We start from the raw sequence: 24,569 nt of genomic DNA, 5'->3' as shown, positions 1-24,569 counted from the left end.
GAAGGATGGCCACGGCGTTGAAAGGGGCAATTGAAATGCCCGTTTTACTGGATGAATTCGAGTTCCGACTTGACGACGAATTTGCGCGTCGGTTTGGCGCTGGTGTGCTCAGTCTCATCGCGCTGGGTCAACCTGATCTCAAGCAATACATTACTTTTACAGAGGCACCGATCGACAGACCGTCTGAAGAGTAATCTTTCCGAGGTTCGGTGACTTGGTCGACCGACGCTCAGTCATCACAAAGGCATGTTCCAGCGGGTGGCGCCGCCTAGGCGTCGTCCGCTGGCATCCAATTCGGACTCTTGTCGATCCGCGAAAAAAAGGCAGAGCAGCGTGCCGGTTCTGGCGCTGCGGCTTTGTTCAACGTCGTGGGTCGAACCTAATCATCAATTCCGCGAGCAGCTTGGGTCGCGTACGAATAGCGAATTGGCAATGTGCGCGGTGGACACAACGGTGTGGAACGCTTCTTCTCGACCGACTCCAACGCCAGCATTCAGACGGCGCACGCGCCCAAACTGGGATTATGACGATCGGGACCGTGTGCACTGCGCTCGCCGACCTGACGAGCCGTCGCTTACAAGCGCCGTGCATGCCAACAGCGTTTGCAAGATATCAAGAATGCAGAGGTTATCGATGGCTAAACATCCGCCGTATTCCGTGGTTCTGAACTACGACGAGAGCCTGCAAAAGTTGGTCGCTTACACACTTGATCCAAACCCGCTGGCTCCGCTCCTCGTAACCTCATCGCCAATGAGCTTTACACCACCCCCGGCACTCCTAAACCCCCCGCCCCCTCAACGCCCAATTAAACACCCTCCGCGCATCCGACGCCGGCCGTGTCAACCGATCGAACAACTGCGCGACAGCGCCATCCAGTTGCGCGAGTGCCGGCGCCTTACGTGCATCAACATGAGCGGCAGTCGTCACCGATGCAAGCTCATCCCGCCCACCCCACGCATCGCGCACCACGGCGCCGTTGTACCGCGCAATCAACGAATCGAGCCGCGCCACGATCGAATCGACATGCGCCGCGCCCACCTCCGCCGCATTGAGTGCCACCTCTTCGCGCAACCCGCCGCGTCGCGCGGAATCGCTCAACACTCGCGCCCAATGCAGACAACACAGCAGCGAGCCGGTGGCCAGTTCGACATCGGGATTCCACACCACCACGCGCTGCGTCTGCAGCGGTCGCAGCGCGATCCGCAGGTCGTGCCAACTGCGATCGAGCTGACGCATGGCCGGAACCGCATCAGCCGCTAGCGCACCCGCCCCGGCGAGCCGCACCACCTCGCGCAACGCGCCCAGCACCGAACTCAGCCTCGTCTCGACATGCCGCGTCGCCGCGAGCGGCATCATCAGTATCGCGACGGCGAACGACACGACACAGCCCACCAGCACTTCTTCAATTCGTATCTCGACCAGCGGGCCCATTGCGAACCCCAACTCGCCGTAGACCAACCCCACGAGCACGGTGATGAAAAACACACCCGGCGCATACGCGTTCAGGATGAAGTAAGCCCAGCCGAACACGCATAGCACCATCGCGGCGACCAGCAAAACCGGTGAGTCCTGCAGCGGCGCGACCAGCGAAACGCTGACGAGCGCACCGCCCAGCGTCCCCACGAGGCGCTGCGCGCCGCGGTACACCGTATCGGCGCGCGAGCGCGTGCCAAGAAAGACGACGAACGTCGTAATGACCGCCCAGAACCAGCGCTCCGGCGAAAGCGAGTGACCGATCAGCATCGCGAGTAGTGCAGCCGTCGTGGCGCGCGTGGCGGGGAGCCAGCAGAGCTTGCTGCGCAAGTCGGCGAGGCGCTGCGCCGCAGTTAGCGCAGTTGCACCGCTTGCATGTACAGATGAAGCAAATCGAGCGATGTGGCCTCGATTTGCAATTTCCCTGAGCCGCGCAATCGCGTGACGCAACACGTCGGCACTTGCCTCGCCGCCGCCATCCGCATGCCCCGATGCAAACGCATACTGCCCGGCGGCCACTTCCACTTCGACGATCCGTTCGCGAATCGTTTCCGCATCGGACGGATTCAACAGCGCCAACTGTTCTTCGAGCGAAAGCGCAGCTTCGTTCAACGCCGAGAGATGCGCCGCCGCCGGAGCGTGAAGCACACGCGACGCGCGCAGCGTGACCGTATGCACAGCCAGGCGCAAGCTCGTCGCGGGCCGCATCGGTACGATCACGCGACCCACCAGCGTGACCATCAACGGGCCGAACGCGGAGAGCAGGAGCGACTGCACGAGATGCGTCGTCGATGGATGCAGATACAGACCGAGGTAAAAACACACCACGCCCAGCATCGCGCATCCCAACGCACGCGGACCGCATGCCTGGCACAACATGCCGACGAACATCACGACGAGGAAGCCGGCATCGCCGGCCAGCGGATAGCGGCTCAGCACGCTCGCCGTAGCGAAGCACACACAGGCGCACAGATAGAGGGTGAAGAGCGTGCCGAACCATGCGGGCCGCCGCGCATCGCGCACGAACAGCGGCGCGACCATTGCGAAGAGGATGCCGGGTGCGGCGAGCGTGATGGGTTGGTGGACGGAGACAGTCCACGCGACGCTGGCCACGCCGGTGAGCAGGCAGGCAAGCGCAACGCGCAGCGCAGTATGGAGGCGTACGAGTCCGGGATCCGCGGCAAGCAGGCGGTCGGCGACGCGCGAAAACGCGGCAGCAATCATGATCGATGATGTCCAGGCTAATTGGCCGCCTTCGGCTTTTGACCGACTGCGACGAGGCGGGCGCGCGGGCCCGCCAGCTTTGTATCGCCGGATTGGGCCGCCATGCCGGGATCACCGGCTAACAGCCCCACCCGACAACGGGCGATGACACTCGAACAGACACGCCGACATACGCTGCAAAGGGTGGCGCAGCGCATCCGGCGGGTTCGGGTTTTCCCGAATCATACCTGGTCAAAATCACGATAGTCGAATTTTTGCGGCGGCGCAGCAGCACGCGTAACTAACTGCGGCAAGCCCGCCAAACGGAGGCCGGCTCAAGTCGCGTCGTGGAAAATCACCCCGAGCGTATGCCGTTGGCCCGAGCGCAGGCGGCTCACGCCATGCCGCAAATTCACCCGGTACGCGCCGCGTGTCCCTTGCACCGGACGGTGGTGGACCGCGAACACTGCCGCGTCGCCTTTGCCGAGCGGCACGACTTCCGTGCGCGATTGCATGCGCGGACGCTGCTCCGTCATGACGAATTCGCCGCCTGTGAAGTCCGCGCCGGGCTCGGACAGCAGAATTGCGACCTGGAGTGGAAAGACGTGTTCGCCGTAGAGGTCCTGATGCAGGCAGTTGTAGTCGTCGATCGCGTATTGAAGCATGAGCGGCGTGGGGCGCGTCTGACCGGCGGCGTGGCAGCGTTCGATGAATTCCGCATGCGTAGCCGGATAGCGGACGTCGATACCCATCACCTCGCTCCAACGGTTCGCCACGGGCGCGAGGCACGGATAAAGCGCGGTACGCAAATCCGCGATCAACGGCGGCAGCGGATAAGCGAAATACTTGTATTCGCCGCGGCCGAAACCATGTCGCGCCATCACGACGCGGCTGCGGAACAGGGCTTCGCGCGGGTAGAGCGCAGTCAGCGCATCGCATTCCCCGGCACTGAGCAGATTACGCAGCATCGCGCAGCCATACGCGTTCAAGCCTTCTTCTATTTCGAACCAGTCGACCGACCCGATGCGCTGCGCAAGCGAGCCGGCCGTCTGCGCCTCACCGTCTTTGAGATTCGGCTTCTGGATCGCACCGGCTCCGAACTCCAACTCCAGCGAGTGCGACTGTTGACCCTTCGCAATCGTATCCATGAACTCTCTCCATCACGCTATTACCAGAACGATGATTGAGTGTAAGTACAGGCGTTCTGTCACGCCCTCCGACTCTTGCTCTTCAATTCTGCGCGTTTCGCAGTCGCTGCTCGGGCAACGGGTGCATGATGTTCTGAACGATCCAGCCCCGGCAGGGGGCGTGCGCTTCCGCACGCGGCAGTCCGGCAGTGCGGCGGACTTTAGACAAACCCGACGCCCGCTTTGGAAATGCCGACTTCGCGCGACGTGCTGCCCTGTTCATAGTAAAACCCTGTTAAGCCCAACGCACATCCGGAGACTTTGCCTATGTCCGCTTCCCCGCAGAAACTCGACGACTGGCTCGACAAGGAGATGGTGGCCGAAGACAACATCACGGCCTTTCCGCTGACGGCAATGGCCGCCACGCTCGATCGCGAAGAACACGGCGACAGCGTGCCGCCGCTCTGGCACTGGCTGTACTTTCTGCCGACTGCGCCGATGTCCGAGGTCGGCCCCGACGGCCATCCAAAGCGCGGCGGTTTTTTGCCCCCCGTGCCGCTGCCGCGCCGCATGTGGGCCGGCGGCCGTCTGACGTTTCACGCGCCGCTGAAAGTGGGTGAGCGCGCCACGCGGACCTCGACCATCGCCAATATCGAAGACAAGACCGGCCGGTCCGGCCGTCTCGTGTTCGTCACGGTGCAGCACACCATTGAAGCGGGCGGCGAACTGAAGCTCGAAGAGGAGCACGACATCGTCTATCGCGACGAACCGCAGGAGGGCGCGCGGCCACCGCAGGCGCAACTCGCGCCGGAAGGGGAAACGTGGCGTCGCACGATCGATGCCGGCCCCGTCATGCTGTTCCGCTACTCGGCGCTCACCTTCAATAGCCATCGGATTCACTACGACTACCCGTACGTGACGGAGGTCGAGGGCTATCCGGGGCTCATCGTGCATGGTCCATTGATTGCGACGCTGCTGGTCGACCTGGTGCACCGTGAACAACCGGACGCCACGCTGCAGAGTTTCGCCTTCAAGGCGGTGCGCCCGACATTCGCGGGTCAGGCGTTCACGGTGTGCGGCAAGCCATCCGCCGACGGCAAGATCATCGACCTGTGGGCCAAAGACCACGAAGGCTATCTGACTATGCGCGCCACCGCGGCGCTTGCGTGAGATTCAAGCGATTCGCTCGTTCAGCCGCGATTGCGCTCGGAGGTCACCGCACCGTGAAGCCGCATGGCCGCGCTCACGAGTTCATCGCGTGCCCCGCTTTTGTGCGCGAGTCCGGCTGGCGGGCGCATCGACGATGCTCTCCCGCGATCGCAACACCGCGTTCAGCAGGCAGCGGGCAGCGCCGCGTCGCTTTCGCATTCGGCCAACAATGAGAGCAGCTTGTCCAGCGCGAACGGTTTCCTGAGAAAGCCTTTGACGGGCAACGCGGGCGCCTCGCCGCTGCCGCTTGTCAGAATGACGGGTACGGACGCCAGTTCACTGCGCGCCTGCATCGATTCGATCAGCTCGGCGCCGTCCATATTGGGCATGCGCCAGTCACACACCACGGCGCTGACGCGCGTGCGTTGCAGTCGTTCAAAAGCTTCGGCGCCGTCCGCCGCCGTGGCGACCGTGTAACCACGGCCGACCAGCACGGCGCGCAGCGCGGACAATGCCTCGGGTTGGTCGTCGACCAGTAATACGCGACTCATAATGCTTATGCCTGAAATGTCGGTTGGACTGGGCCCCGGATGTTCGTGGTGCCAGTCGTGACAGGGGAGCGGGCTGAATTGCCACGCGTTGTGGTCCTGTCGAGCCGCAAGAAAAAGCAAGGGTCGTGCCTGACACTTGATTCGTGCCAGTTTATTTGGCCTTTGTCTTGTGAGCGCTGAGGGCGCGTCAACCTCTGCTTTCATCATGCATGGCGATTCCATGATGCCACCAAAGGCAGCCCCTATTTCCAATAAGAAACGAACGTGATGCGACCGGCGCGTGCCCGCTGCTCCGGCGCCGACGCACGCGAAAGCTGGCAGCGATGCATTCGCTCCGTGCGTTACTCAAGCTCAGTAAGCCTTTAGGAGTCTTTAGGCCGCCGTTCCCGGGCAAATACCCTTGCCGCCAGAAAAACCCGCGTGTATAGTTTCCGAACTTACTCTTGTTTCGCATCGGAAATAAAAGGGATCTTCATGGACGCTTCCACCATTCTCGCCGACCTCGGCATCGCCCACGCGGCGCAAGCCGGCGACATCGCGGTTCATTCGCCCATCACGGGCGAACTCATTGGCCGCGTGGCCAGCAACACCGTGGCGGAAGTCGACACGGCTCTCGCTCAGGCCAAAGAGGCGTACACCGTTTGGCGCAACGTCCCGGCGCCGCGCCGCGGCGAACTGGTGCGTCTGCTAGGCAACCGTCTGCGTGAGAAGAAGCAGGCGCTCGGCAGCATCATCACGCTCGAGACCGGCAAGATTCTCCAGGAAGGCATGGGCGAAGTGCAGGAAATGATCGACATCTGCGATTTCGCGGTGGGTCTGTCGCGCCAGTTGTACGGTCTGACGATCGCCTCGGAGCGTCCCGGGCATCGTATGGCTGAAACGTGGCATCCCATGGGCACTTGCCTCGTGATCTCGGCATTCAATTTCCCGGCTGCGGTGTGGTCGTGGAATGCGGCGCTCGCGCTGGTCTGCGGCAACGCGGTGATCTGGAAGCCGTCGGAAAAGACGCCGCTTACCGCGCTCGCCGTGAATCAGATTCTCAAAGAGGCACTGCAAGAGTTCGGCGATGCACCGGCCGGCCTCACTGCATTGATCAACGGTGGCCGCGATGTGGGCGCAAAGCTGGTGGCCGATCCGCGCGCGTCGATTGTCAGCGCCACGGGTAGCACGGAAATGGGCCGCACCGTCGGCGTGGAAGTGGCGAAGCGCTTCGGCCGCTCGCTGCTCGAACTCGGTGGCAACAACGCGGGCATCGTCACGCAAACGGCGGATCACGAACTCGCCATGCGCGGCATTCTGTTTTCGGCGGTCGGGACGGCCGGGCAGCGTTGCACGTCGCTGCGCCGTTTGTTCGTGCACGAAAGCGTGTACGACAAAACCATCGAACGTCTGAAGCAGTTGTACAGCAAGGTGCCGATCGGCAACCCGCTCGAAAAGGGCACGCTGATGGGTCCGCTGATCGACAAGCAATCGTATGGCCGCATGCAGGAAGCGCTGCAACAGGCCACGGCTGAAGGCGGCAAGGTCTTCGGCGGCGAGCGTGTCGACGTGAAGGGCTATGAAGGCGGCTACTACGTGCGTCCGGCGATTGTCGAAATGCCGTCGCAAACGGCGGTGGTGCTGAAGGAAACGTTCGCACCGATTCTGTACGTGCTGCGCTACACCGATTTCGCCGATGCGGTCGAAGCGAACAACGCGGCGGTGCACGGTCTGTCGTCGTGTGTATTCACAACCGATCTGCGCGAAGCTGAACGCTTCCTGTCCGACTCGGGCAGCGACTGCGGCATTGCGAACGTCAACATCGGGCCGAGCGGCGCGGAAATCGGCGGCGCGTTCGGCGGCGAGAAAGAAACCGGCGGCGGCCGCGAGTCGGGTTCGGACGCGTGGAAAGCCTATATGCGCCGCGCGACCAACACGGTCAACTACTCGTCGGCATTGCCGCTCGCGCAAGGTATCGACTTCAATATCGGCTGATACCGCTCGCGCAATCCGTTCGTTTATCCGTAACAGGCAGCGGCGCATTCACGCGCCGCTGCGGCTTTGCCCAACCTTCTTCAGCAATCCGTTTGCGCCGCCGGCGTTAAGAGCGGCCACGCTACTCGTGGGGTAAGACGTGAGTTCCAAAGTCGTGATCGTCGGCGGTGGGGTGATCGGCAGCTCGATCGCGTATTTCTTGCGGCTGTCCGATCCGACAGTCAGCGTCACGGTGATCGAGCGCGATCCGACTTATGCGCGCTCGTCGTCGGCCTTATCGGCGGCGTCGATCCGGCAGCAATTCTCCACGCCACTTTCCATTCAGATGTCGTTGTTCGGCATCGAGTTTCTGCGCTCGATTGGTGAACGGCTCGAAGTCGACGGCGCCAAACCGTCGATCGATCTGCACGAAGGCGGCTACCTGTTCCTCGCGACGCCGGCCGGCGAGACGACGCTGCGTGAGAATCACGCACTGCAAAAAAGTCTCGGCGCCGATATCAGTCTGCTGGACAAAGCTGCATTGCAAGCGCGCTTTCCCTGGCTCAATACAGAAGACCTCGTGGCCGGTGCATACGGTGAAAGTGGCGAAGGCTGGTTCGACGGCTACGGGCTCGTGCAGGCGCTGCGCAAGAAGGCGCAATCGCTCGGCGCGCGCTACATCGCGGCGGACGTCACCGCACTCCAGCGCGACGGCAAACGCGTGACTCACGTGCAGACCGCGAACGGCGAGACCTATGCCTGCGACGTGGTGGTCAATGCGGCCGGCGCGTGGTCACGCAAAGTCGCGCAGATGGCCGGTATCGACATTCCGGTTTATGCGCGGCGCCGCAGTATTTTCAATGTCACCTCGCCGGGGCAGCTCGAACGGTGTCCGTTGCTGATCGATCCGACCGGCGTGTATTTCCGCCCGGAAGGCAAATCGTTTATCTGCGGGACGTCACCCTCGGCGGATAACGACCCCGACGATCTGCCGCTCGACGAAGTCGATCACGCGCTATTCGACGATGTGATCTGGCCGACGCTCGCGCATCGCGTGCCGCAATTCGAAGCGCTGCGTGTGCAGAATTGCTGGTCTGGCTACTACGAATACAACGTGCTCGATCAGAACGCGATCATCGGCTACCACCCGGATGTCGATAACTGTATTTTCGCCAACGGCTTTAGCGGACACGGTTTGCAGCAAGGACCCGCAACGGGCCGCGGCATCAGCGAACTGATTCTGCATGGCCGCTATACGACGCTCGATCTGGGCTCGTTGAGTTTCACGCGAGTGCTCGAAAACCGGCCTATCGTGGAGAAAAACGTGGTGTAGCCGCGCGCGCCGGGGTGATGCGAAAAACGCAATACGTAGTGCGTAGATATCGTTTGCCGCTCACTCTGACACTGGCCACAATCGACGCCGATCCTCCCTCTAGAGATAAGCGGCCCGTCACCATGTTCACGTTCAATCCCGCATTCGAAGCACCGACCGGTTCGCCGATTCGCGAGCTTTTCAAGTATCTGGCGCAACCCGGCATGATCTCGTTCGCCGGCGGCTATCCGGCGAGCGATCTATTCGATCGTGAAGGACTCGACGCCGCCGCGGCACGGGCGACACAGCACTCCACGCTTTGCCTGCAATACGGCCCCACCGACGGCCTCGTCGTCCTCAAGGAACAACTCGCGCATTTAATGATGCGCCGAGGCACCCCTTGCACGCCGCAGGAATTGCTCGTGACGACCGGTTCGCAGCAGGGCTTCGATCTGCTGCTGCGCGTGATGGTCGCGCCCGGCGACGTGGTGCTGGTCGAACAGCCCGCCTATCCCGCGACCTTGCAGGCGCTCAAGCTGCAAGAGGCCGATGTGGTCACGATTCCCGTCGATCAGAATGGCCTCGACGTCGACGCACTCGCCGCGCAGCTCGAGTCGGGCAGGCTGCGCCGCGCGCCGAAGCTGCTGTACACCGTGCCCACCTTCGCCAATCCGACCGGTGCGACCTTGTCGCTCGAACGTCGCATGGCGTTGCTGAAACTGGCGGCGCGTTACCGCTTTCTGATCGTCGAAGACGATCCCTATGGCGATCTGCGCTTCAGCGGCGCAGCACTGCCTTCGCTGCTCGCGTTGAGCGAGCAGGTGCCGGGTTCACGCGATTGGGTCGTGCATTTCTCCAGTCTGTCGAAGATCGTCGCGCCCGGCCTGCGCGTTGGCTGGATGCTCGCGCATGCGGAGATTCTGCGCCGTTGCGTGGTCGCCAAGCAGACGGTCGACCTGTGCAGCTCGCCGTGGACCCAGGCGATTGCCGCGGAGTACCTCGCAAGCGGCGCGCTCGAGCGGCATTTGCCGCGCATCGTCGACGCCTATGCCGTGAAATGCCGCACGCTGTGCGACGCGCTGGAAGCGCAACTGCCGGAGCACATTGCGTTTCATCGCCCGGCTGGCGGCATGTTCGTGTGGGCGCGACTGAAAGCCGGTCAGAATGCGTCCGATTATCTGCGCGCTTGTATCGAGCGCAATGTGATGTTTGTGCCGGGCGTGGCTTTCTATAAAGACAATATCGATACCGCCGCGCTGCGCTTGTCGTTTGCCGCGCCCGGCGTAGCCGATATCGAAACCGGCGTGCAGAGAATGAAACAGGCGCTCGAACGGTTTTGACAGCGGCTAAGACAGATCGATATCAAAGTAGTAAGCGCGATGCGCAATTAACCCGGCGGGCACTCTCTGTGCCGCCGGGTTTTTTACATGCGCGTTTAATTGCGTGGATTTAGCATAAAACCCGCGTACCGTAATGCCTTGCATGACCGTTCACGGATAAAGGCATTATTCACGGCGCGCTGGACGCAAGGGGCGTGCATGCCTAGCAAATAATCTCCGATCCTGTTCGTGCCGGTTTGGCGAATCAGATCGCCGCATCGAATGGACTCGGTTCCCAATCGTCTTAATTAGACGTGTGTCCGATTTTTGTCAAACCTTGAAGTGGCACGACTGTTAAATAGGAAGTGCCGTTGGTTTTGCGTTAAAAATATCGGTTATCATCGCTGCCTTCGGCCATGATCCCGCTGGTTTAATCCGCCGGGCATTCCCGTTAATACCGTCGCATCGAACCAGAAGAAATCAGATGAAGATGTCGCGAAAAAAGATTGCAATCCTGGTTGTCGGTCTTCTGGTTGTGGCCGGCGTGGTCATTGAGGCGGTGTGGCGTCCATTTGCGCATCGCAAAGCCGCCGGGAATGGCGAAATCGTCCTCGACATTCATCACCCTGACGCGGTGATCGACAGTGAATCGCTCTCGCATTTGCCGCGCGACATTCTGAGCGTGCCATTGCTGCACGACGTGCTCACGCAAGACTTCGTCGACTACTACGAATCGAGCAATACGCGGCTGTCCGCCGAGGGCGCGCTGCGCCGGCTCGCGTTCGAACATCAGCTCGACTGGCGCGACGAAGTGATCCGCCGTGTATTCGACGAACCCGCGCACGTGCTGCTGTGGCGCTCGCCTGACGGCCGCCTCGGCTACTGGGTCATGTCGATGCATCGCAACGGTTTCGCCAAGCTGCTGCAAGGCGTCGGCAATGTCGCCACGAGCGACGCGCAATTGAGCCAGGTGGCGAAGCTCTCCGGCGACGTGCCGGTCTACGCATTGAAACTGGCGGTAGGCCGCACGCTGCTGTTCGCCAGCAAGGACGACCGGCTGGTCGTACTGTCCGCACCCGGCGTGCTGCTCGACGAGAAGGGCGGCCTGCTCGGCGAGCGGGCCGATGCGGTGTCCGACATGCTCTCCTCGGGCCGCGACGATGCAGCGCGCGCCTATCAGCTCGACGCACCCGGCGAGGCGCCGAAGGGTCACCGGCTGGTGGTGTCGGCCAACTATCTGTCGTTCGGTTATCAGGCGTTCTTCTCCGGCATCGACGCACTGCGCTTCGATTTTTCGTCGAATGCTTCGGGACGTGCAGCGGCGAACTGGCAAACCTCGGCGCTGATCGACCCGGGCAAGTTGCCGCAGCAGTGGAACAGCGCCGATTTGTGGCGCGCGTTGCCAGCCAATCCGGCGGCCTGCACGAGTTTGCCGGCGGACTGGAAAGAAGCCTCGGGTCTGCTGGGCAAGGTGGCCGGCGACGCGGATAACGCTGCCGCGATTGGCGATCAGCTCGCCGGTCCCGCGGCGGTGTGCTGGTATGCGAAGTCCACGCTGGTCGCCCCGGTGTTCGTCGCGCGCGTGAAGAAGCAGGACGCGGCCGGTGTCGCCGCATTGAAGGCGGCGCTCGGCAAGACCTTCGGCGATGTGATCGGCGCCTATGAAGCGAAGGCCGCCAAAACGGACGGCGCGGACTCGTCGGCTTATCGCCGCTTGCCCGTCTCCACGCGCGACCAGAGCGCGGATGTCACCGTGTGGCAGCGGCCCGTCAGCGCGCGGTCGGGCACGGCACTGACGAGCAAGGCGTCGTTCGCGTCGCAGTTGTCGGCGGAGCGCTATTTTCCGGTTACGCTCGCCCTCGCGCACGGCTATCTGATCTTCTCGCCGGACGGCCGACTCGTCGACGACACGCTCGCGGTGCTCGACAAGCGCTATCCGGCGCTGGCCGATACGCTCGCGCCGCAGCGTCTGCCGCGCACGATTCTGACGCTCACGCCTTCTTCGGCCGCCGCGCTGATCGAACGCGAGGCGGGCGCGGCGTTGCCGGCGGATCAGGAAGCGGTGTTCCGCAACGCGTCGCGCACGCATCTCGTGCCGAAGCTGCACGCGCTCGCTCATTACCCGCCGGTCTCGCTGACGCTGCCGCAAAACCTGCCGGGCTCGACGGGCTGGGTGCCGGTGGAGTGGTGGTTCGATCGCGCGAAAGCCGGCGCCGGTTCGACAGAAAGCGCTGCGGATACGCCCGCGGATCAACCCGGCACCGAGGGCGACTGAGTGCGCCGCCTTCGCGTACCCGACGCGACAGTCGCGACGTGCGTGCCTGAGCGCGCGCCGCAAGGCACGGTCGCTGCAAGGCCAGCGCATGCCGCGCAGCCGACGCATGCCGCGCAGTTCGGGCATGCTGCTCAGTCGACGCAGACCGCGCATGTTGCGCAGTCCACGCATACCGCGCCTGTCGCACGCCATGCCGCCACCGCCTCGCGCCGCGCGTGGCTCGCACGCGTTGCATATGCATTCGCCGTCGCGAGCCTCGCGCCCTACTCACCCTACGCGCACGCGCTCACCAGCACCACCGCATCGCCCGACCCCGACGCACTCTCACCGCAGCAATCGGCGGCATTTCGCGCGTGGTTCGTGCGTATCGTCGACCAGCAGATGCGGCGCGGACCCACGCCGCGCTGGACCCAACGCGACTGCGCGGGGCTCGTGCGCTTCGCGGTCGGCGAGACGCTCAGGCCGCACGACACCCGATGGCTGCGCGCCAACGGCATGACCAGTCTCGCGGATACCAGCAGCATGCCGCCCGAACTGCAACTGTCCGCAGCGCAGCGCACGATCGCCAACCGCTGGACGCAGCTCGATGGTTCCACCGGCGCGTACGCATCGGCAATCGCACTGATTCAACGCAACAGCCGTTTTGTTTCGAAGGACGTGAACCAGGCGCTGCCTGGTGATCTGCTGTTCTTCGACCAGGGCGACGACCAGCATCTGATGATCTGGCTGGATCGCTACATCGCTTATCACACAGGCACCGTCACGCCGACCGATACCGGTCTGCGCGCCGTGGCCGTTTCCGACCTGATGCAATGGAAAGATTCCCGCTGGCAGCCGCTCGACGGCAATCCGAATTTCGTCGGCGTGTTTCGTTTGGACTTTCTGACACCATGACCCGAATGATTTCCGTCACGCCATCACGAGGTTGGTTGGGCAACGCGCGCCGTCGCGCGGCATGCGCGTTCGCGGCGCTGCTTCCCGTCTTATTCGCGGCCATGACGTTCGCCGTCGCACCGGCTGCTTATGCGGACGACGAAGCGTCGAACACCGCCGCCGATGCCAACATCGCAGGAAATCCAACGTTGCAGACGGCGCCGTCGAGCAACTTCAGTTCGCAGAAGGTCGACGGTCAGCCGTTCTTCCTGCTCTCGGACGCGAGCTTCGCCAGCGATCAACTCGCGCAGGTGCGGCTCGAAGCGCCCGGCCGCGATTTCAAGGACGCGTTGCAGGCGTACGGCGGCGCGGATATCGTCGTGTATCGCGTGCCGAAGCCGCTCGACTTTCTGAAGGCGCAGAAGAATCTGCACCGGCTGAATGTCGCGCCGAATTATCAGGGTGAAGGGCTGGCGAATACGCTCGCGTATCTGTGGGACCGCTGGTTCACCGAAGCGCGCCGCGCGTGGCAGCGTGTGCTGTCTTTCGCGACCCGCAGCAAGGCGACTGAAGCTGCGCCGCAATTCAGGCTCGGCGAGCAGACCGGCAAGCAGACGCAATTCGAGCCGAACTCGCAATTCGCGCCGCTCAAAGGCTACGCCATGGTCGCGCGTTTCCGCTATCCGATCTGGGACGCAAAAGTGATCCAGCCGCCCAAAGGTGTGAATCTCGCGGGCAGTAGCAGTAACTTTATCGAAGCCAGCGCAGGCAACGCGATGATTCCGGTCGGCAAGCTGCCGCCGGGGCTTTATATCGTCGAGGCGGTGATCGGCAATTATCGCGCGCATACGCTCTTGTTCGTGTCCGACACGGTGGCGGTCGTCAAAGCCGCGCCGAACGGCATGCTGGTATGGACCACGCGGCGCGACAACGGCAAGCCGGTCGCGAATACGGAAGTGAACTGGACCGACGGCGTGGGCGTCCTGCAAAGCGGCACGACCGGCAACGACGGCGCGCTGGTGCTGCAACACGTGAGCCCCGAGCGCAGCTATGTGCTCGGCACCGATCCGCAGGGCGGTGTGTTCGTCTCCGAGAATTTCTATTACGACAGCGAGATCTATAACACGAAGATCTACGCGGTCACCGACCGGCCCATGTACCGGCCGGGCGATCCGGTACATGTGAAGTTCATCGGCCGCACGTTCCAGAACGCGACGCAATCGTCCGCGCCCGCCGAGGCCGATCTCAAGCTCGACGTGCTCGATCCAAACGGCGCGCCGGTGGCGAGCAGCAAGGTGCATTTCGCTTCCGACACGGGCGCGGATACCGCGTTCACACTGCCCGCCGACGCCACCGCCGGCGGCTACACGTTGCGCTTCGACTACAACGGCGATGTATACGGCAGTGCATTTCGCGTCGCCGAATATGTGAAGCCGCACTTCGACGTGAACCTCTCGATGGATAAAGCCGACTATGCGACCGGCGAGGCGCTGAAGGGCAAGATCCAGTTGCGCTATCCGGACGGCAAGCCGGTGCGCGATAGCAAGATCTCGGTCACATTGCGCGCGCAAAAAGTGACGATCGTCGACGGCGAATTGCGTTATGCGGGTCTGTTCCCGGTCAAGCTCGACCAGCAGGAGTTGAAGACGGACAGCGACGGCAATGCGAGTCTCACGCTGCCGGCCGCGAAGGAGCCGAGCCGCTATGCGTTGACGCTGTTCGCGCAGGACGGCGCGGCGTACAAGGTGCGAGTGACACGTGAAGTGCTGATCGCGCGCGGCGCGACACCGTATCGTTTGACCACGGCCAAATCGTTCTCGCAACCGAAGGAATCGGTCAGCTTCGATCTGCAGGCGCTTGGTGCGATCGATCCCGCTTCGCATGCGCCGTCGAAATACGAATGGACGCGTCTCGAATCGCAAACGCATGGCGAAGGCGCGTTGAAGGGCACGAGCGCGGGCGGCAAGCTGTCGTTCCCGGTGCAATTCGACGAACCGGGCTCGTACATGCTGTCGGTCAAAGATGACCAGGGCAACCTGCTCGCCGCCGCCAGCCATTGGGTTGCGGGCGACGGCGTGAAGGCGATTCCGGGCAGTGTCGAGATCGTATTCGATCGCGACAGGTACAAGATCGGCGATACCGCCGAAGCGCTGATCACGTTCCCGATGCCGGTCGACGACGCGTTGCTCACGCTCGAACGCGACAACGTGGAACGTCGCGCGCTGCTGACGGCAGGCGGCGACTGGCTGCAACTGCAACGCGTCGCGCCGTCGCAATGGAAAGCGCGTATCAAGGTGGGCGCTGATTTCGCGCCGAACATGACGTTCTCGGTGCTGTACGTGCACGCCGGCGAATACGTGTTCCAGAACGCGGGCATCGTGGTCGCTCAACCGCAGATTGAACTCAACGTGAAGAGCGACAAGCCGGTGTACGGTCCCGGCGACACAGTCACCCTGAATCTCGACAGCACGGTGAACGGCAAACCGGAAGCGGCGAACCTGACCGTGAGCGTGGTCGATGAGATGGTCTACGTGTTACAGCCGGAGATCGCGCCGAATATCGTCGATTTTTTCTATCACCCGCGCCGGAATAACGTGCGGACTTCGTCGAGCCTGTCGTTCATCACCTACGACCTCGCGCGCTCGCCGTTGAAGGGCGCGCCGGGCGGACCACAGCGCGCGAACTACAACGAGCGCGGTGTGAAAGTGCTCGAACGGCCGCGCCGCGACGATCAGGACACGGCCGCGTGGGAAGCGAACCTGAAAACCGACGCGAACGGTCACGCCACCATGACGTTCAGGATGCCGGATTCGCTGGCGCGCTGGCGCATTACCGTGCGCGCCGCGGCGCCGGATGGCATGGTCGGTCAGCGTACCGCCTACGTGCGCTCGGACAAGGCGCTGTATCTGAAGTGGAGCGGGCCGTCGCATTTCCGCGTCAACGATCAGCCCGCCATCGACATGATCGCTTTCAATCAGACCGACGCGGACATGGACGCGCAGTGGGTCGTGGAGGGCGGCGGCCTTTCGTTGAATCAGAAGGTCACGCTCAAGCGTGGCGCGAACTATTTGCGCCTGCCGAGCGGCGCGCTGAAAGATGGCGTGATCAACGCGACATTGCGCAGCGCGGGTAAAGATGTGGATCGTTTGCAAACCACGATTCATCTGGACGCGAGCGGCTGGCTCGATCTGCATCAGAGCACGCTGGCGCTCGACGGCACGAACAAGCCGCTCAATCTGCCGCAAGACGCGCAGGACGTCAGTGTGCGATTCATTGGCAGCGCGCAGAGCCAGTTCATGCGCGTCGCCGACGATCTGATCGCCTATCCGTACGGTTGCGCCGAGCAGACTTCGAGCCGCCTGATTCCGCTCGCGCTCGCGCATGATGCGATCGGCCACGCCGACAACGCGAGTTCGACGCAAGGGCTCGAAGCGCTGCTGCGCAATCAGCGGCAGCGTCTGGCCATGCTGGCGGGCGTCGGCGGCACCTTCGGCTGGTGGGGCGATACCACCGGCGGCAGCGCGCTGATCACGGCTTACGCGTATTACGCGGACTGGCTCGCGAGCCGCAGCCTCGGCATCAGCCTGCCCGCCGACAACTGGCAGCATGCCATGGACGTCTATCGGGACGCGGGTGCAAAAGAGCCGCTGCTGCATCGCGCACTGGCCTTGTGGTTGATGCAGCAGATGGGCTTGCCGGTTGCGACGCCAGTGTCGGGCGTGGCCGCCGACCTGATGAGCGACGCGGTGGCCACGGCCAATGCGCCGGCGCGCAACGGCACGTATAACGCGTCGGACAGCATCGTGTTCGCGCAAGCCGATTCGCCGCGCGGCAAGCAGATGGCAACGCTGCTGATCGCGAGCATGGCGCGCAGCGCGAATGCTCAATTGCCCGATGGTTTCGACGCTGCGGCGAGCGCCGCGCGTACTGCGTTGAGCAGCGATCCGGCACCGCTCGTGCAAAGCCTGCTGGTCATGTCCGGCGGCGACGGCGGCGCGGCAGTCGATGCATCGGCTTTGCTCGCGAAGAGCAGCGCCGATTACCCGACGCTCGATCGCGCGCTGACGCTCCTGTGGTTGCGCAAGGCATTGGGCGGCGAGGTGGCGGCGGCGTCGTTGCCGTCGCTGCAAGGCGCGGGCTGGACGCGCGCCGCGACGCCCACCGGCACGCCGACCTACAAGTGGACCGGCGCGACGCTGCCGGCCACGCTCGACACGGGCGCCGCGCGCACTGACGTCAACGCGCTGGTCTCGTTCCGCAGTCACACGAGCGAGGACAGCCGTCTGAACATCACTGTTGCGCGGCGTTTCTACAAGCTCGAACCGGTCGAGATCGCAGCCGATCCGAAGAAAAAAGATGCGGCGGCCGAGAGCCAGGTGGGCCGCTCCGCGTTCACCGCGCGTCCGGTTAAGCAGGGCGATGCGATCGACAGCAATGCGCTCTACGTCGACGAAGTCACGCTCACGCCGCGCTCGGGCAACGCGTACCACTACGGCTTGCTCGACGTGCCGCTGCCGCCGGGCGGCGATGTCGAGGCGACGAGCTGGGGCGTGTCGATCGACGGGCTGCCGGGCGCGAAAGAGGGCGTGAGCGGTCCGCAGCCGTTCCAACGTGTGGCGTCCTACGAGATGGGCGAGCTCGCATATCACCAGCCCGTGCCGTTGCTCGACCGGCCGGTCACGCTGCGGCAACTGGTGCGCTTCGCATTACCGGGCACGTTCGCGCTGCCGCCCGCGCGGTACTTCCGCATGTATCAGCCGGACGCGAAGGCGTTCGAAGGCGGCAAGAGCGATCGCGTGACGACGTTGCGCATCCAGTAAGCGAGACGAGACCGCCATGTTCCGCGCGCTACGGCCTTTAAGCGATCGTCTGGCAGCCACGCTGCGGATCGCGCTCGCCGTGAGCGTGGTGTGCGGTTTCAACGGAACGGCAACGGACGCGGCGGCTTCGTCTTCAACTGTGTCGGCCACGGCCTCCGCGCCGCAGATGCTGCGCTTTGCCTGGTTGCGCGACGGCCAGGCCCAGCTTTGGCAAGCCGACGGCAGCGGCACGCCGGTCGGCTTCTCGCCTCAGGCCGCGAATGACTTACCGCGCACGCTTGAGACGCCGCTCGGCAGCGTGTGGAAACTGTTCGTCTATGGCTATCTGGTGGATCGCAACATCGCCGCGCCGGATTACGCCTGCAACGGCGACGACCCGGAAGAAGTGTATTGCTGCATGACCGGCGGCCACATCGATCGCGAACATGCATTGGTGCAGTCGTGCGGACTCTTTTTCGAGCCCGCGCGCCTGCAACTCGATTCCACCGACTGGCGCAAGTACTGGACTGCCGCTCACGCGCCCGTCTGGTTGCGCGATCTGCACGCCATGACGCCCGCGCGCCGTGTGCCGGTAGCCGAATTGCTCGCCGCGTTGCAGGCCATGCCGAGCCGGCCGCGCGAAGCGGCCGCGAGCACGCTCGTGTCGGTGCTGACCAGCGGACGCGGCGAAGGCACGGTGTCGCTGTACGGCAGTGTCCTGCGCGCCAAGACCTGGACGATGCCGGATCCGGCGCGGCCGGGTGCCTCGATTGGCGGCGCGGCGGGCTGGCTCGCCGACGGCACGCCGGTGTGGCTGGGCGGTTCGGGTGGCAGCGCGCGCGTGCTGGCGGCCGCCGCGCCGCGCATCGCGCCGCTGCTCACGCAGATCACCGTGCCGGACGATACGGCTTGCGTGCTGGTCGATTTCTTCAGCCGCTATCCGATTCGCGAAGTGCTCGGCGATAAAGGGCCGGCCTCCGTAACGGACGGTCCATTGCGCGGGGATTTCCGGGTCGGCTTTGTGAATGGCAATTGGGCGCGCGTGACGAGCCGCGGCGAATTGCGGCTCGATCGCGATGCTGTGGGCGCGCCGCAAGTGGTCGGCCGGTTCGGCATGAACGACTACGTGGCGCGCGTGGTCGAGCGCGAAGGCGACACCAGCCAGCCGGAGGCGGCCAAGGCGTTAGCCGTCGCGGCGCGAACCTACGTCGTGCAACATGGCAGCCACGATCACGGCTGTTTGCGTATCGACGACAGCAGCAGCACGCAGCGCGTCCTGCCGCGCGCGCCGACGGCAGCCGCGCGTCATGCCGCCGATCTGACCGATGCGCTCGTGCTGACCGGCGTGCCCGTCCAGTATCACCACGACAAGGCCGCGCCGGGACAGATGAGTTGGCTGGCCGCGAAGGCCTCCGCTCAAACCGGCCTGACGTTCGACGCCATTCTCGCGCGCACCTGGCCGCAAGCGACGCTGACGTCGTTCCAGAGTCCGTTATCGGGCGACTGCATCGCGGTGGCCGGCGCGCAGGCCTGGCTGCAGCGCAACGCGCTTTTGTGGGCGCGGCGCATGGACGGCGCGGCGGGCTACGAAACCCCCGATCTGCCCGCGGTGTGCGCGGTGCGAGAAGGGCGGCCGTATGCCGACGCGCAGCGCAATCGCGTGTACGTGTATCGCTTGCAGACCGAAGAGGATCGGATCGCGTTGGCGCATGAATATATTCACCTCGCGTTCCAGCATCATCCGCGTGGTCTCGATGAGACGTTCGTCGAGCGGACCGCGCGCACGCTGATTCGTACCGACAATCCGATCCAATGAATATCGTCACGCGCTTGCCGTTATGTCTGTTGAGCCGGTCGTCTTTGGTGCGTCATGCGGGCGTCTGTTCGGGTGTGAAGCGTGACTGTTGTATGTGAATTAGCAGGGCGATTTCGATTCGACCGGCTACAACGTCGATGCGCGCTTCGCATGTTGGCGACGTGATCGGGACGACGCTGAAGCAGTGGTTCCACGAAACCACGCCGAACGAATGGCATGAAAACGAGGGTCGCGCCGCTGCGCAAGATCGGCGACCTGATGCTCGCGAACAGCGAGCGACTCTGACAGCGGGATGGGAGCAAGGAACATGAAGGTCAACACGACGGGTTGGATGAAAGCGCGTCACAAGTTGTTCGCAATAGCCTGTTTGGCCTGCCTGCAGGCAGCGCCGGCGGCGCATGCGAGCGACATCGACTTTGCCGCGCCGTTGAATGGCTGGCGCAACACGAGCGGTGACAGCGAGCGTTATACGCAGGACGTGCATTACCCGGCGGTGTCCGTATCGACGCCGGAAGGGCAGTCCAGATTCGCGCTGATCGAAGGGCAGATCCGCAATACGCCGAAGAAGAAGGGCACCACGGTGGGCACGCTCGTGGTCGACGGCACACCATTGCCGCAGCGCGTGGAAGAGGACGGCAAGTTCTCGCGGCCTTACGCGTTTCCTGCCGGCAGTAACGGCGTCGAACTGCGCGCGCCGGACGGCAGCCGCAAACGCGTGCAGTTCTACGACGCCTACAGCGGCAAGACCCAGCCGAAGCTGCGTGTGCTGCTCGCGTGGGACACCGACGGCACCGATCTGGATTTGCACGTCGTGTCGCCCGACGGCGCGCACACCTGGTACGGCGAGCGCGTTGCGCCGAATGGCGGCGCGCTCGACGTCGACGTGACGACCGGCTATGGACCGGAAATTTACTCGTCGGCAGCGCCGTTGAAGGGCACATATCTGGTGTTTGTGAATTACTACGGCAGCGGCAATAGCGGCGCCGATATGACCGTCGCGCAGGTCACTATCATCACGAACGAGAATACGCCGAACGAAAAGAGCGAAACGATTCGGGTGCCTATGCGCAAGGCCGGTGAATTGACGCTCGTGAAAACGTTTGTGTTGCCGTAACTGTGTTGCCGTAATACCGCGAAGCCACACCTATGTCCGCCAAGCGGTGAGACCCGCGACTCATTGAGAGCGCGCAGGTGAAAGCCAATGCGTTCAACGAGTTGCGTGAGTCATGCGCAGGTTGTCCACAGGCTTGCGAACAGTTTCTGTGGACAAATGCCGTGGACAAACTCAGCGCTATGCGCGCCTTCTGTTAAAGAGCGGCTCGCGGCACTTTTCCTCGCTCAGGTTGACGGCCTGATCCCGACCAACCATGCGCCAATCAAAGATCGGAGTCCGATTCTCGCCCCTCCACCACGTCGCGCGTGGCTTCCCAATACGGCCGACGGTTGTAATACTCGTGCACGGTGGCGCCCCATTGCGTATCCGCCATGGAAGGCCAGTTATCCTTATCGAAGCCCGGCGAGTTCTTGATCAGTTCTGCGCTTGCGTCGAGCACGAAACATTTGTCGTCCGTATCGAGCGTGAGCGCGCTCCACGGGATAGCGTGAAGTGTGTCGCCTATGCCGAGAAAACCGCCGGTGGACAACACCGCGTAAGCGATCCGACCGCCGCGCACGTCGAGCATGATGTCGGAGATTTTGCCGACATGTTCGCCGTCGGACGAGATCACCTTGTTGCCGTCGAGCGTGGATGCGGCCATGACGTCCGGTCCGGGGCCGTCGCCGATACCAACGCCAACAATAGTTGCGCCTTGCGTGCTGGCTGGTGCCGGGATGTGGGGATCGAGGGTAGTCATGATCTGCTCCTCATAAAAGGTATACAGAGGAGCGCGCAACGACTGTGCCCGTTGCCTGCGGGGATGATGGACGCGGGCGCGCTTTGCGGCGATTGGCTGTGGCTGCCGCATGTGGCGGGCGTAGTACGCCTGGACGTGCATGCGCCTGATCGGCAATTGCGGGGAGATGTATTGGAGAAAGTTGCGCGGACGCGCAATGACGTCGGGCGCTTTTCGCGATTTTTCAGCGCGAGTCTGGCGCGTTCTATACGGCTGGAAGGCGGGCGGCAGCGCGAACCCACTGCGGGATCATTTCGCTGCTTGCTTGAGGTAGGAGGAGGGATGCGCTTGCCGTGCGTGACGCACGACAAGCGCAATTACTGGCTTAATTGCTGGCCTAATTGCTGACTTAGCGGTCGAGGAACGACTTCAGGCGGTCGGCGCGGCTCGGATGCATCAGCTTGCGCATGGCCTTGCTCTCGATCTGACGAATCCGCTCACGCGTCACGTCGAACTGTTTGCCGACTTCTTCGAGCGTGTGGTCCGACTTCGTGTTGATACCGTAGCGCATGCGCAGCACCTTGGCTTCGCGCGGCGACAGCGAGTCGAGCGCGTCGTCGATGGCGGCGCGCAAGTCGGCCTGCATGGCTGCGTCGGCCGGCGAGGAAGCTGCCGAGTCTTCGATCATGTCGCCGAGCGTGGCGTCACCGTCGTCACCGACCGGCGTTTCCATCGACACCGGCTGCTTGGCGATCTTCAGAATGCCGCGCACCTTCTCTTCCGAGAGTTCCATGCGTTCCGCGAGCACGGACGGATGCGCTTCCTGACCGGTCTGCTGCAGGATTTCGCGCGAAATGCGGTTCAGCTTGTTGATCGTTTCGATCATGTGCACCGGCACGCGGATCGTGCGAGCCTGATCGGCGAGCGAACGCGTGACAGCCTGGCGGACCCACCACGTGGCATACGTGGAAAACTTCCAGCCGCGACGGTATTCGAACTTGTCCACGGCCTTCATCAAGCCGATGTTGCCTTCCTGGATCAGATCGAGGAACAGCATGCCGCGGTTCACGTACTTCTTCGCGATCGAGATCACGAGACGCAGATTCGCCTCGATCATCTCGCTCTTCGCCTTGCGCATCTTCGATTCGGCCGCGACCATCTGGCGGTTGATCTCTTTCAGATGCTTCAACGGAAGCGAAACCGTTGCTTCGATTTCGATCAGCTTCTGCTGTTCGGACTGAATTGCGGGCAGATGACGCTCCAGCGCCGCGCCGTACGATGTATTCGAGCGTGCGGCGCGTTCCGTCCAGCCGAGGTCGGCCTCATGACCGGCAAACGACTCGATGAACTTCTCGCGCGGCATGCCGCTCTTCGTGACGACGATTTGCAGAATGTTGCGCTCGATCGCGCGAACTTGAGCAACCTGTTGCTGCACGTCGCCGCACAGGCGGTCGATGGTGCGTGCCGTGAAGCGGATCTTCGCGAGGTGCTGCTGGATCTCTTCGCGCGCGCGCTGGTACGCCTTCGAGGTGACGTCGCCGCGTGTGTGCGAAGCGTTCATCTGGTCGGACAACATGCCGACCTGGGCAAAAATTTCGAGGCAGTCGCTCGTGAGCTGCTTCAGGCGTGCTTCGTCTGCGGCCGAGGAGTCGGCCGGGCCGACGTCGTCGTCGCTGTCTTCGTCTTCGTCGCTGTCCGCGTCGGCGTCGACATCGGCCGACGCGTCCGCGCTAGCGCTGTCTTCTTCGGCGGCGACCGTGTCTTCATTGAGACCGTCGACCAGTTCGTCGATGCGCAGTTCGCCGTCGGCAACCTGCTGGGCGCTCGCCAGAATGGCCGAGATCGCGAGCGGGCAGGCGGCAATCGCCTGCACCATTTCGTGAAGGCCGTCTTCGATGCGCTTGGCAATCGCGATTTCGCCGGCGCGCGTCAGCAGTTCGGTCGCGCCCATTTCGCGCATGTACATGCGCACCGGGTCGGTCGTGCGGCCGAACTCGGAATCGACGGTCGACAGCGCGACTTCGGTTTCCTCGTCCGCCTGATCGTCCGACACCACGGCGGGGGCGTTCGAGTTGAGCAGGAGCGTTTCCGCATCCGGCGCCTGCTCGTAGACCTGCACGCCCATGTCGTTGAACGCGCTGACAATGCTGTCGATCGCCGCCGTTTGCGCGAAGTTGTCGGGCAAATGGTCGTTGATCTGCGCGTGGGTCAGATAGCCTTGTTCCTTGCCGAGCTGGATCAGCGCGCGCATCTGGCGCTGACGTTCTTCGGCTTGCTGCGGCGGCAGCTCGGCCGCCACGGGGATCGCTTTGCCGGCGCCCTTGCCCTTGGCCGTACGGCCCGAGGGAGCTTTGGCGGCGTAGCCGGCGGTTTCGTGTTGCGAATCTTCGCGATCAAAAGGGTTCACGTATTCTCCTCTAGAGGCTTCGCTATGAGACGCAAGACGCGACCGTCAGGCGTTTCGAGCATGGCTCAACATCACCTGAGTGACTCAACGCGGTTGTTTGGCTGTGCTCTGGGGAGCAAAAAAGATGAGCCCGCTCGAAGCGGGCCGATAGAAATGTGCGAAATTCGCGCGGCTCGCATTATATACGAGCTTGAGCCTTCGCGCTCATTGTGTGCACATCATTTCATCATGCGCGTTTGTTGCAGGTGCATCCCCGCGCCGCTGGTCGGGCTTGGAGCGGTTGTCGGGTCCGTGTTCCAAGGTGCGTGCGTATTGGTGGATTTCAAGCTCCTCACTATAGAGTAACTTGGTCGTTCTCACATGACGCGGGCTCGCTGGTCCCACTTCTCTATATATAGGGGCGGCTTGGTTCTGGCGTCGATCGGCGCTTGGTCAAAAGAAAATTCACAAAAGGGGGTTGACGATGTGTCAATCGTTGTC

15 protein-coding genes are annotated in these 24,569 nt (G+C 63.2%); 10 read left to right on the top strand and 5 right to left on the bottom strand.

Annotation, left to right across the window (positions count from 1 at the left end):
- The first annotated feature begins 5 nt into the window (after nucleotides 1–5).
- On the top strand, nucleotides 6–194 hold the full coding sequence (locus P0D68_RS32190; protein WP_353615898.1) for a hypothetical protein: 189 nt from the start codon (nucleotides 6–8) through the stop codon (nucleotides 192–194).
- Between the two features lie 583 nt (nucleotides 195–777).
- Here the strand turns inward: P0D68_RS32190 and P0D68_RS32185 are convergent.
- Both P0D68_RS32185 and P0D68_RS32180 read right to left on the bottom strand, forming a co-directional pair.
- Nucleotides 778–2,697, bottom strand: a complete 1,920-nt coding sequence (locus P0D68_RS32185; protein WP_408303021.1) for an FUSC family protein — start codon at nucleotides 2,695–2,697, stop codon at nucleotides 778–780.
- Nucleotides 2,698–3,011: 314 nt separating this feature from the next.
- Complete coding sequence (locus P0D68_RS32180; RefSeq protein WP_408303019.1) at nucleotides 3,012–3,824, bottom strand: 2OG-Fe(II) oxygenase; 813 nt, start codon at nucleotides 3,822–3,824, stop codon at nucleotides 3,012–3,014.
- 306 nt (nucleotides 3,825–4,130) lie between these two features.
- Here P0D68_RS32180 and P0D68_RS32175 point away from each other — a divergent pair, with 306 nt between their 5' ends.
- Nucleotides 4,131–4,973 carry an HTD2 family dehydratase gene (locus P0D68_RS32175; RefSeq protein WP_408303017.1) on the top strand — a complete coding sequence of 281 codons (843 nt, stop codon included), beginning with the start codon at nucleotides 4,131–4,133 and terminating at the stop codon, nucleotides 4,971–4,973.
- Between the two features lie 161 nt (nucleotides 4,974–5,134).
- Here the strand turns inward: P0D68_RS32175 and P0D68_RS32170 are convergent, their stop codons facing one another.
- A complete protein-coding gene (locus P0D68_RS32170) occupies nucleotides 5,135–5,503 on the bottom strand; it encodes a response regulator (protein ID WP_408303015.1) in 369 nt (122 codons plus the stop codon).
- Nucleotides 5,504–5,977: 474 nt separating this feature from the next.
- Here P0D68_RS32170 and amaB point away from each other — a divergent pair, with 474 nt between their 5' ends.
- The 8 genes from amaB to P0D68_RS32130 all read left to right on the top strand — a co-directional run bounded on the left by amaB (nucleotide 5,978) and on the right by P0D68_RS32130 (nucleotide 20,964).
- Nucleotides 5,978–7,477 carry an L-piperidine-6-carboxylate dehydrogenase gene (amaB, locus tag P0D68_RS32165; RefSeq protein WP_408303013.1) on the top strand — a complete coding sequence of 500 codons (1,500 nt, stop codon included), beginning with the start codon at nucleotides 5,978–5,980 and terminating at the stop codon, nucleotides 7,475–7,477.
- 139 nt (nucleotides 7,478–7,616) lie between these two features.
- Complete coding sequence (locus tag P0D68_RS32160) at nucleotides 7,617–8,789, top strand: NAD(P)/FAD-dependent oxidoreductase (protein ID WP_091804265.1); 1,173 nt, start codon at nucleotides 7,617–7,619, stop codon at nucleotides 8,787–8,789.
- 122 nt (nucleotides 8,790–8,911) lie between these two features.
- Entirely contained in the window at nucleotides 8,912–10,108 is a 1,197-nt protein-coding gene (locus P0D68_RS32155; RefSeq protein ID WP_408303011.1) for an aminotransferase-like domain-containing protein, read from the top strand.
- A gap of 463 nt (nucleotides 10,109–10,571) precedes the next feature.
- Nucleotides 10,572–12,362, top strand: coding sequence for a DUF2138 domain-containing protein (locus P0D68_RS32150; protein ID WP_408303009.1), 1,791 nt, complete (start codon nucleotides 10,572–10,574; stop codon nucleotides 12,360–12,362).
- Nucleotides 12,363–13,256, top strand: coding sequence for a DUF1175 domain-containing protein (locus P0D68_RS32145; RefSeq protein WP_408303007.1), 894 nt, complete (start codon nucleotides 12,363–12,365; stop codon nucleotides 13,254–13,256).
- Nucleotides 13,253–18,055 (top strand): alpha-2-macroglobulin family protein, encoded by a 4,803-nt coding sequence (locus P0D68_RS32140; RefSeq protein WP_408303005.1) that lies wholly within the window; start codon nucleotides 13,253–13,255, stop codon nucleotides 18,053–18,055. The genes P0D68_RS32145 and P0D68_RS32140 overlap by 4 nt, the downstream gene beginning before the upstream one ends.
- 166 nt (nucleotides 18,056–18,221) lie before the next feature.
- Nucleotides 18,222–19,850 (top strand): DUF2300 domain-containing protein, encoded by a 1,629-nt coding sequence (locus tag P0D68_RS32135; protein ID WP_408303130.1) that lies wholly within the window; start codon nucleotides 18,222–18,224, stop codon nucleotides 19,848–19,850.
- A gap of 307 nt (nucleotides 19,851–20,157) precedes the next feature.
- On the top strand, nucleotides 20,158–20,964 hold the full coding sequence (locus P0D68_RS32130; protein ID WP_408303002.1) for a YfaP family protein: 807 nt from the start codon (nucleotides 20,158–20,160) through the stop codon (nucleotides 20,962–20,964).
- A gap of 262 nt (nucleotides 20,965–21,226) precedes the next feature.
- Here P0D68_RS32130 and P0D68_RS32125 read toward each other — a convergent pair whose 3' ends face one another.
- Nucleotides 21,227–21,703, bottom strand: a complete 477-nt coding sequence (locus P0D68_RS32125) for a PRC-barrel domain-containing protein (RefSeq protein ID WP_408303000.1) — start codon at nucleotides 21,701–21,703, stop codon at nucleotides 21,227–21,229.
- A gap of 388 nt (nucleotides 21,704–22,091) precedes the next feature.
- A complete protein-coding gene (gene rpoD, locus P0D68_RS32120; protein ID WP_091804242.1) occupies nucleotides 22,092–24,089 on the bottom strand; it encodes an RNA polymerase sigma factor RpoD in 1,998 nt (665 codons plus the stop codon).
- Nucleotides 24,090–24,569: the final 480 nt, after the last annotated feature.

It is taken from the genome of Paraburkholderia sp. RL17-380-BIE-A (assembly GCF_046028085.1).
Classification (GTDB): Bacteria; Pseudomonadota; Gammaproteobacteria; order Burkholderiales; family Burkholderiaceae; genus Paraburkholderia.
Note: the sequence above shows the minus strand (reverse complement) of the source record. Positions and strands in the feature narration are given on the sequence as shown.

What these genes read in the sequence shown, in the direction of transcription:
- P0D68_RS32190 (WP_353615898.1), top strand. Translation starts at nt 6, where the DNA reads ATGGCCACGGCGTTGAAAGGGGCAATTGAAATGCCCGTTTTACTGGAT.
- P0D68_RS32185 (WP_408303021.1), bottom strand. Translation starts at nt 2,697, where the DNA reads ATGATTGCTGCCGCGTTTTCGCGCGTCGCCGACCGCCTGCTTGCCGCG.
- P0D68_RS32180 (WP_408303019.1), bottom strand. Translation starts at nt 3,824, where the DNA reads ATGGATACGATTGCGAAGGGTCAACAGTCGCACTCGCTGGAGTTGGAG.
- P0D68_RS32175 (WP_408303017.1), top strand. Translation starts at nt 4,131, where the DNA reads ATGTCCGCTTCCCCGCAGAAACTCGACGACTGGCTCGACAAGGAGATG.
- P0D68_RS32170 (WP_408303015.1), bottom strand. Translation starts at nt 5,503, where the DNA reads ATGAGTCGCGTATTACTGGTCGACGACCAACCCGAGGCATTGTCCGCG.
- amaB (WP_408303013.1), top strand. Translation starts at nt 5,978, where the DNA reads ATGGACGCTTCCACCATTCTCGCCGACCTCGGCATCGCCCACGCGGCG.
- P0D68_RS32155 (WP_408303011.1), top strand. Translation starts at nt 8,912, where the DNA reads ATGTTCACGTTCAATCCCGCATTCGAAGCACCGACCGGTTCGCCGATT.
- P0D68_RS32150 (WP_408303009.1), top strand. Translation starts at nt 10,572, where the DNA reads ATGAAGATGTCGCGAAAAAAGATTGCAATCCTGGTTGTCGGTCTTCTG.
- P0D68_RS32140 (WP_408303005.1), top strand. Translation starts at nt 13,253, where the DNA reads ATGACCCGAATGATTTCCGTCACGCCATCACGAGGTTGGTTGGGCAAC.
- P0D68_RS32135 (WP_408303130.1), top strand. Translation starts at nt 18,222, where the DNA reads ATGCTGCGCTTTGCCTGGTTGCGCGACGGCCAGGCCCAGCTTTGGCAA.
- P0D68_RS32130 (WP_408303002.1), top strand. Translation starts at nt 20,158, where the DNA reads ATGAAGGTCAACACGACGGGTTGGATGAAAGCGCGTCACAAGTTGTTC.
- P0D68_RS32125 (WP_408303000.1), bottom strand. Translation starts at nt 21,703, where the DNA reads ATGACTACCCTCGATCCCCACATCCCGGCACCAGCCAGCACGCAAGGC.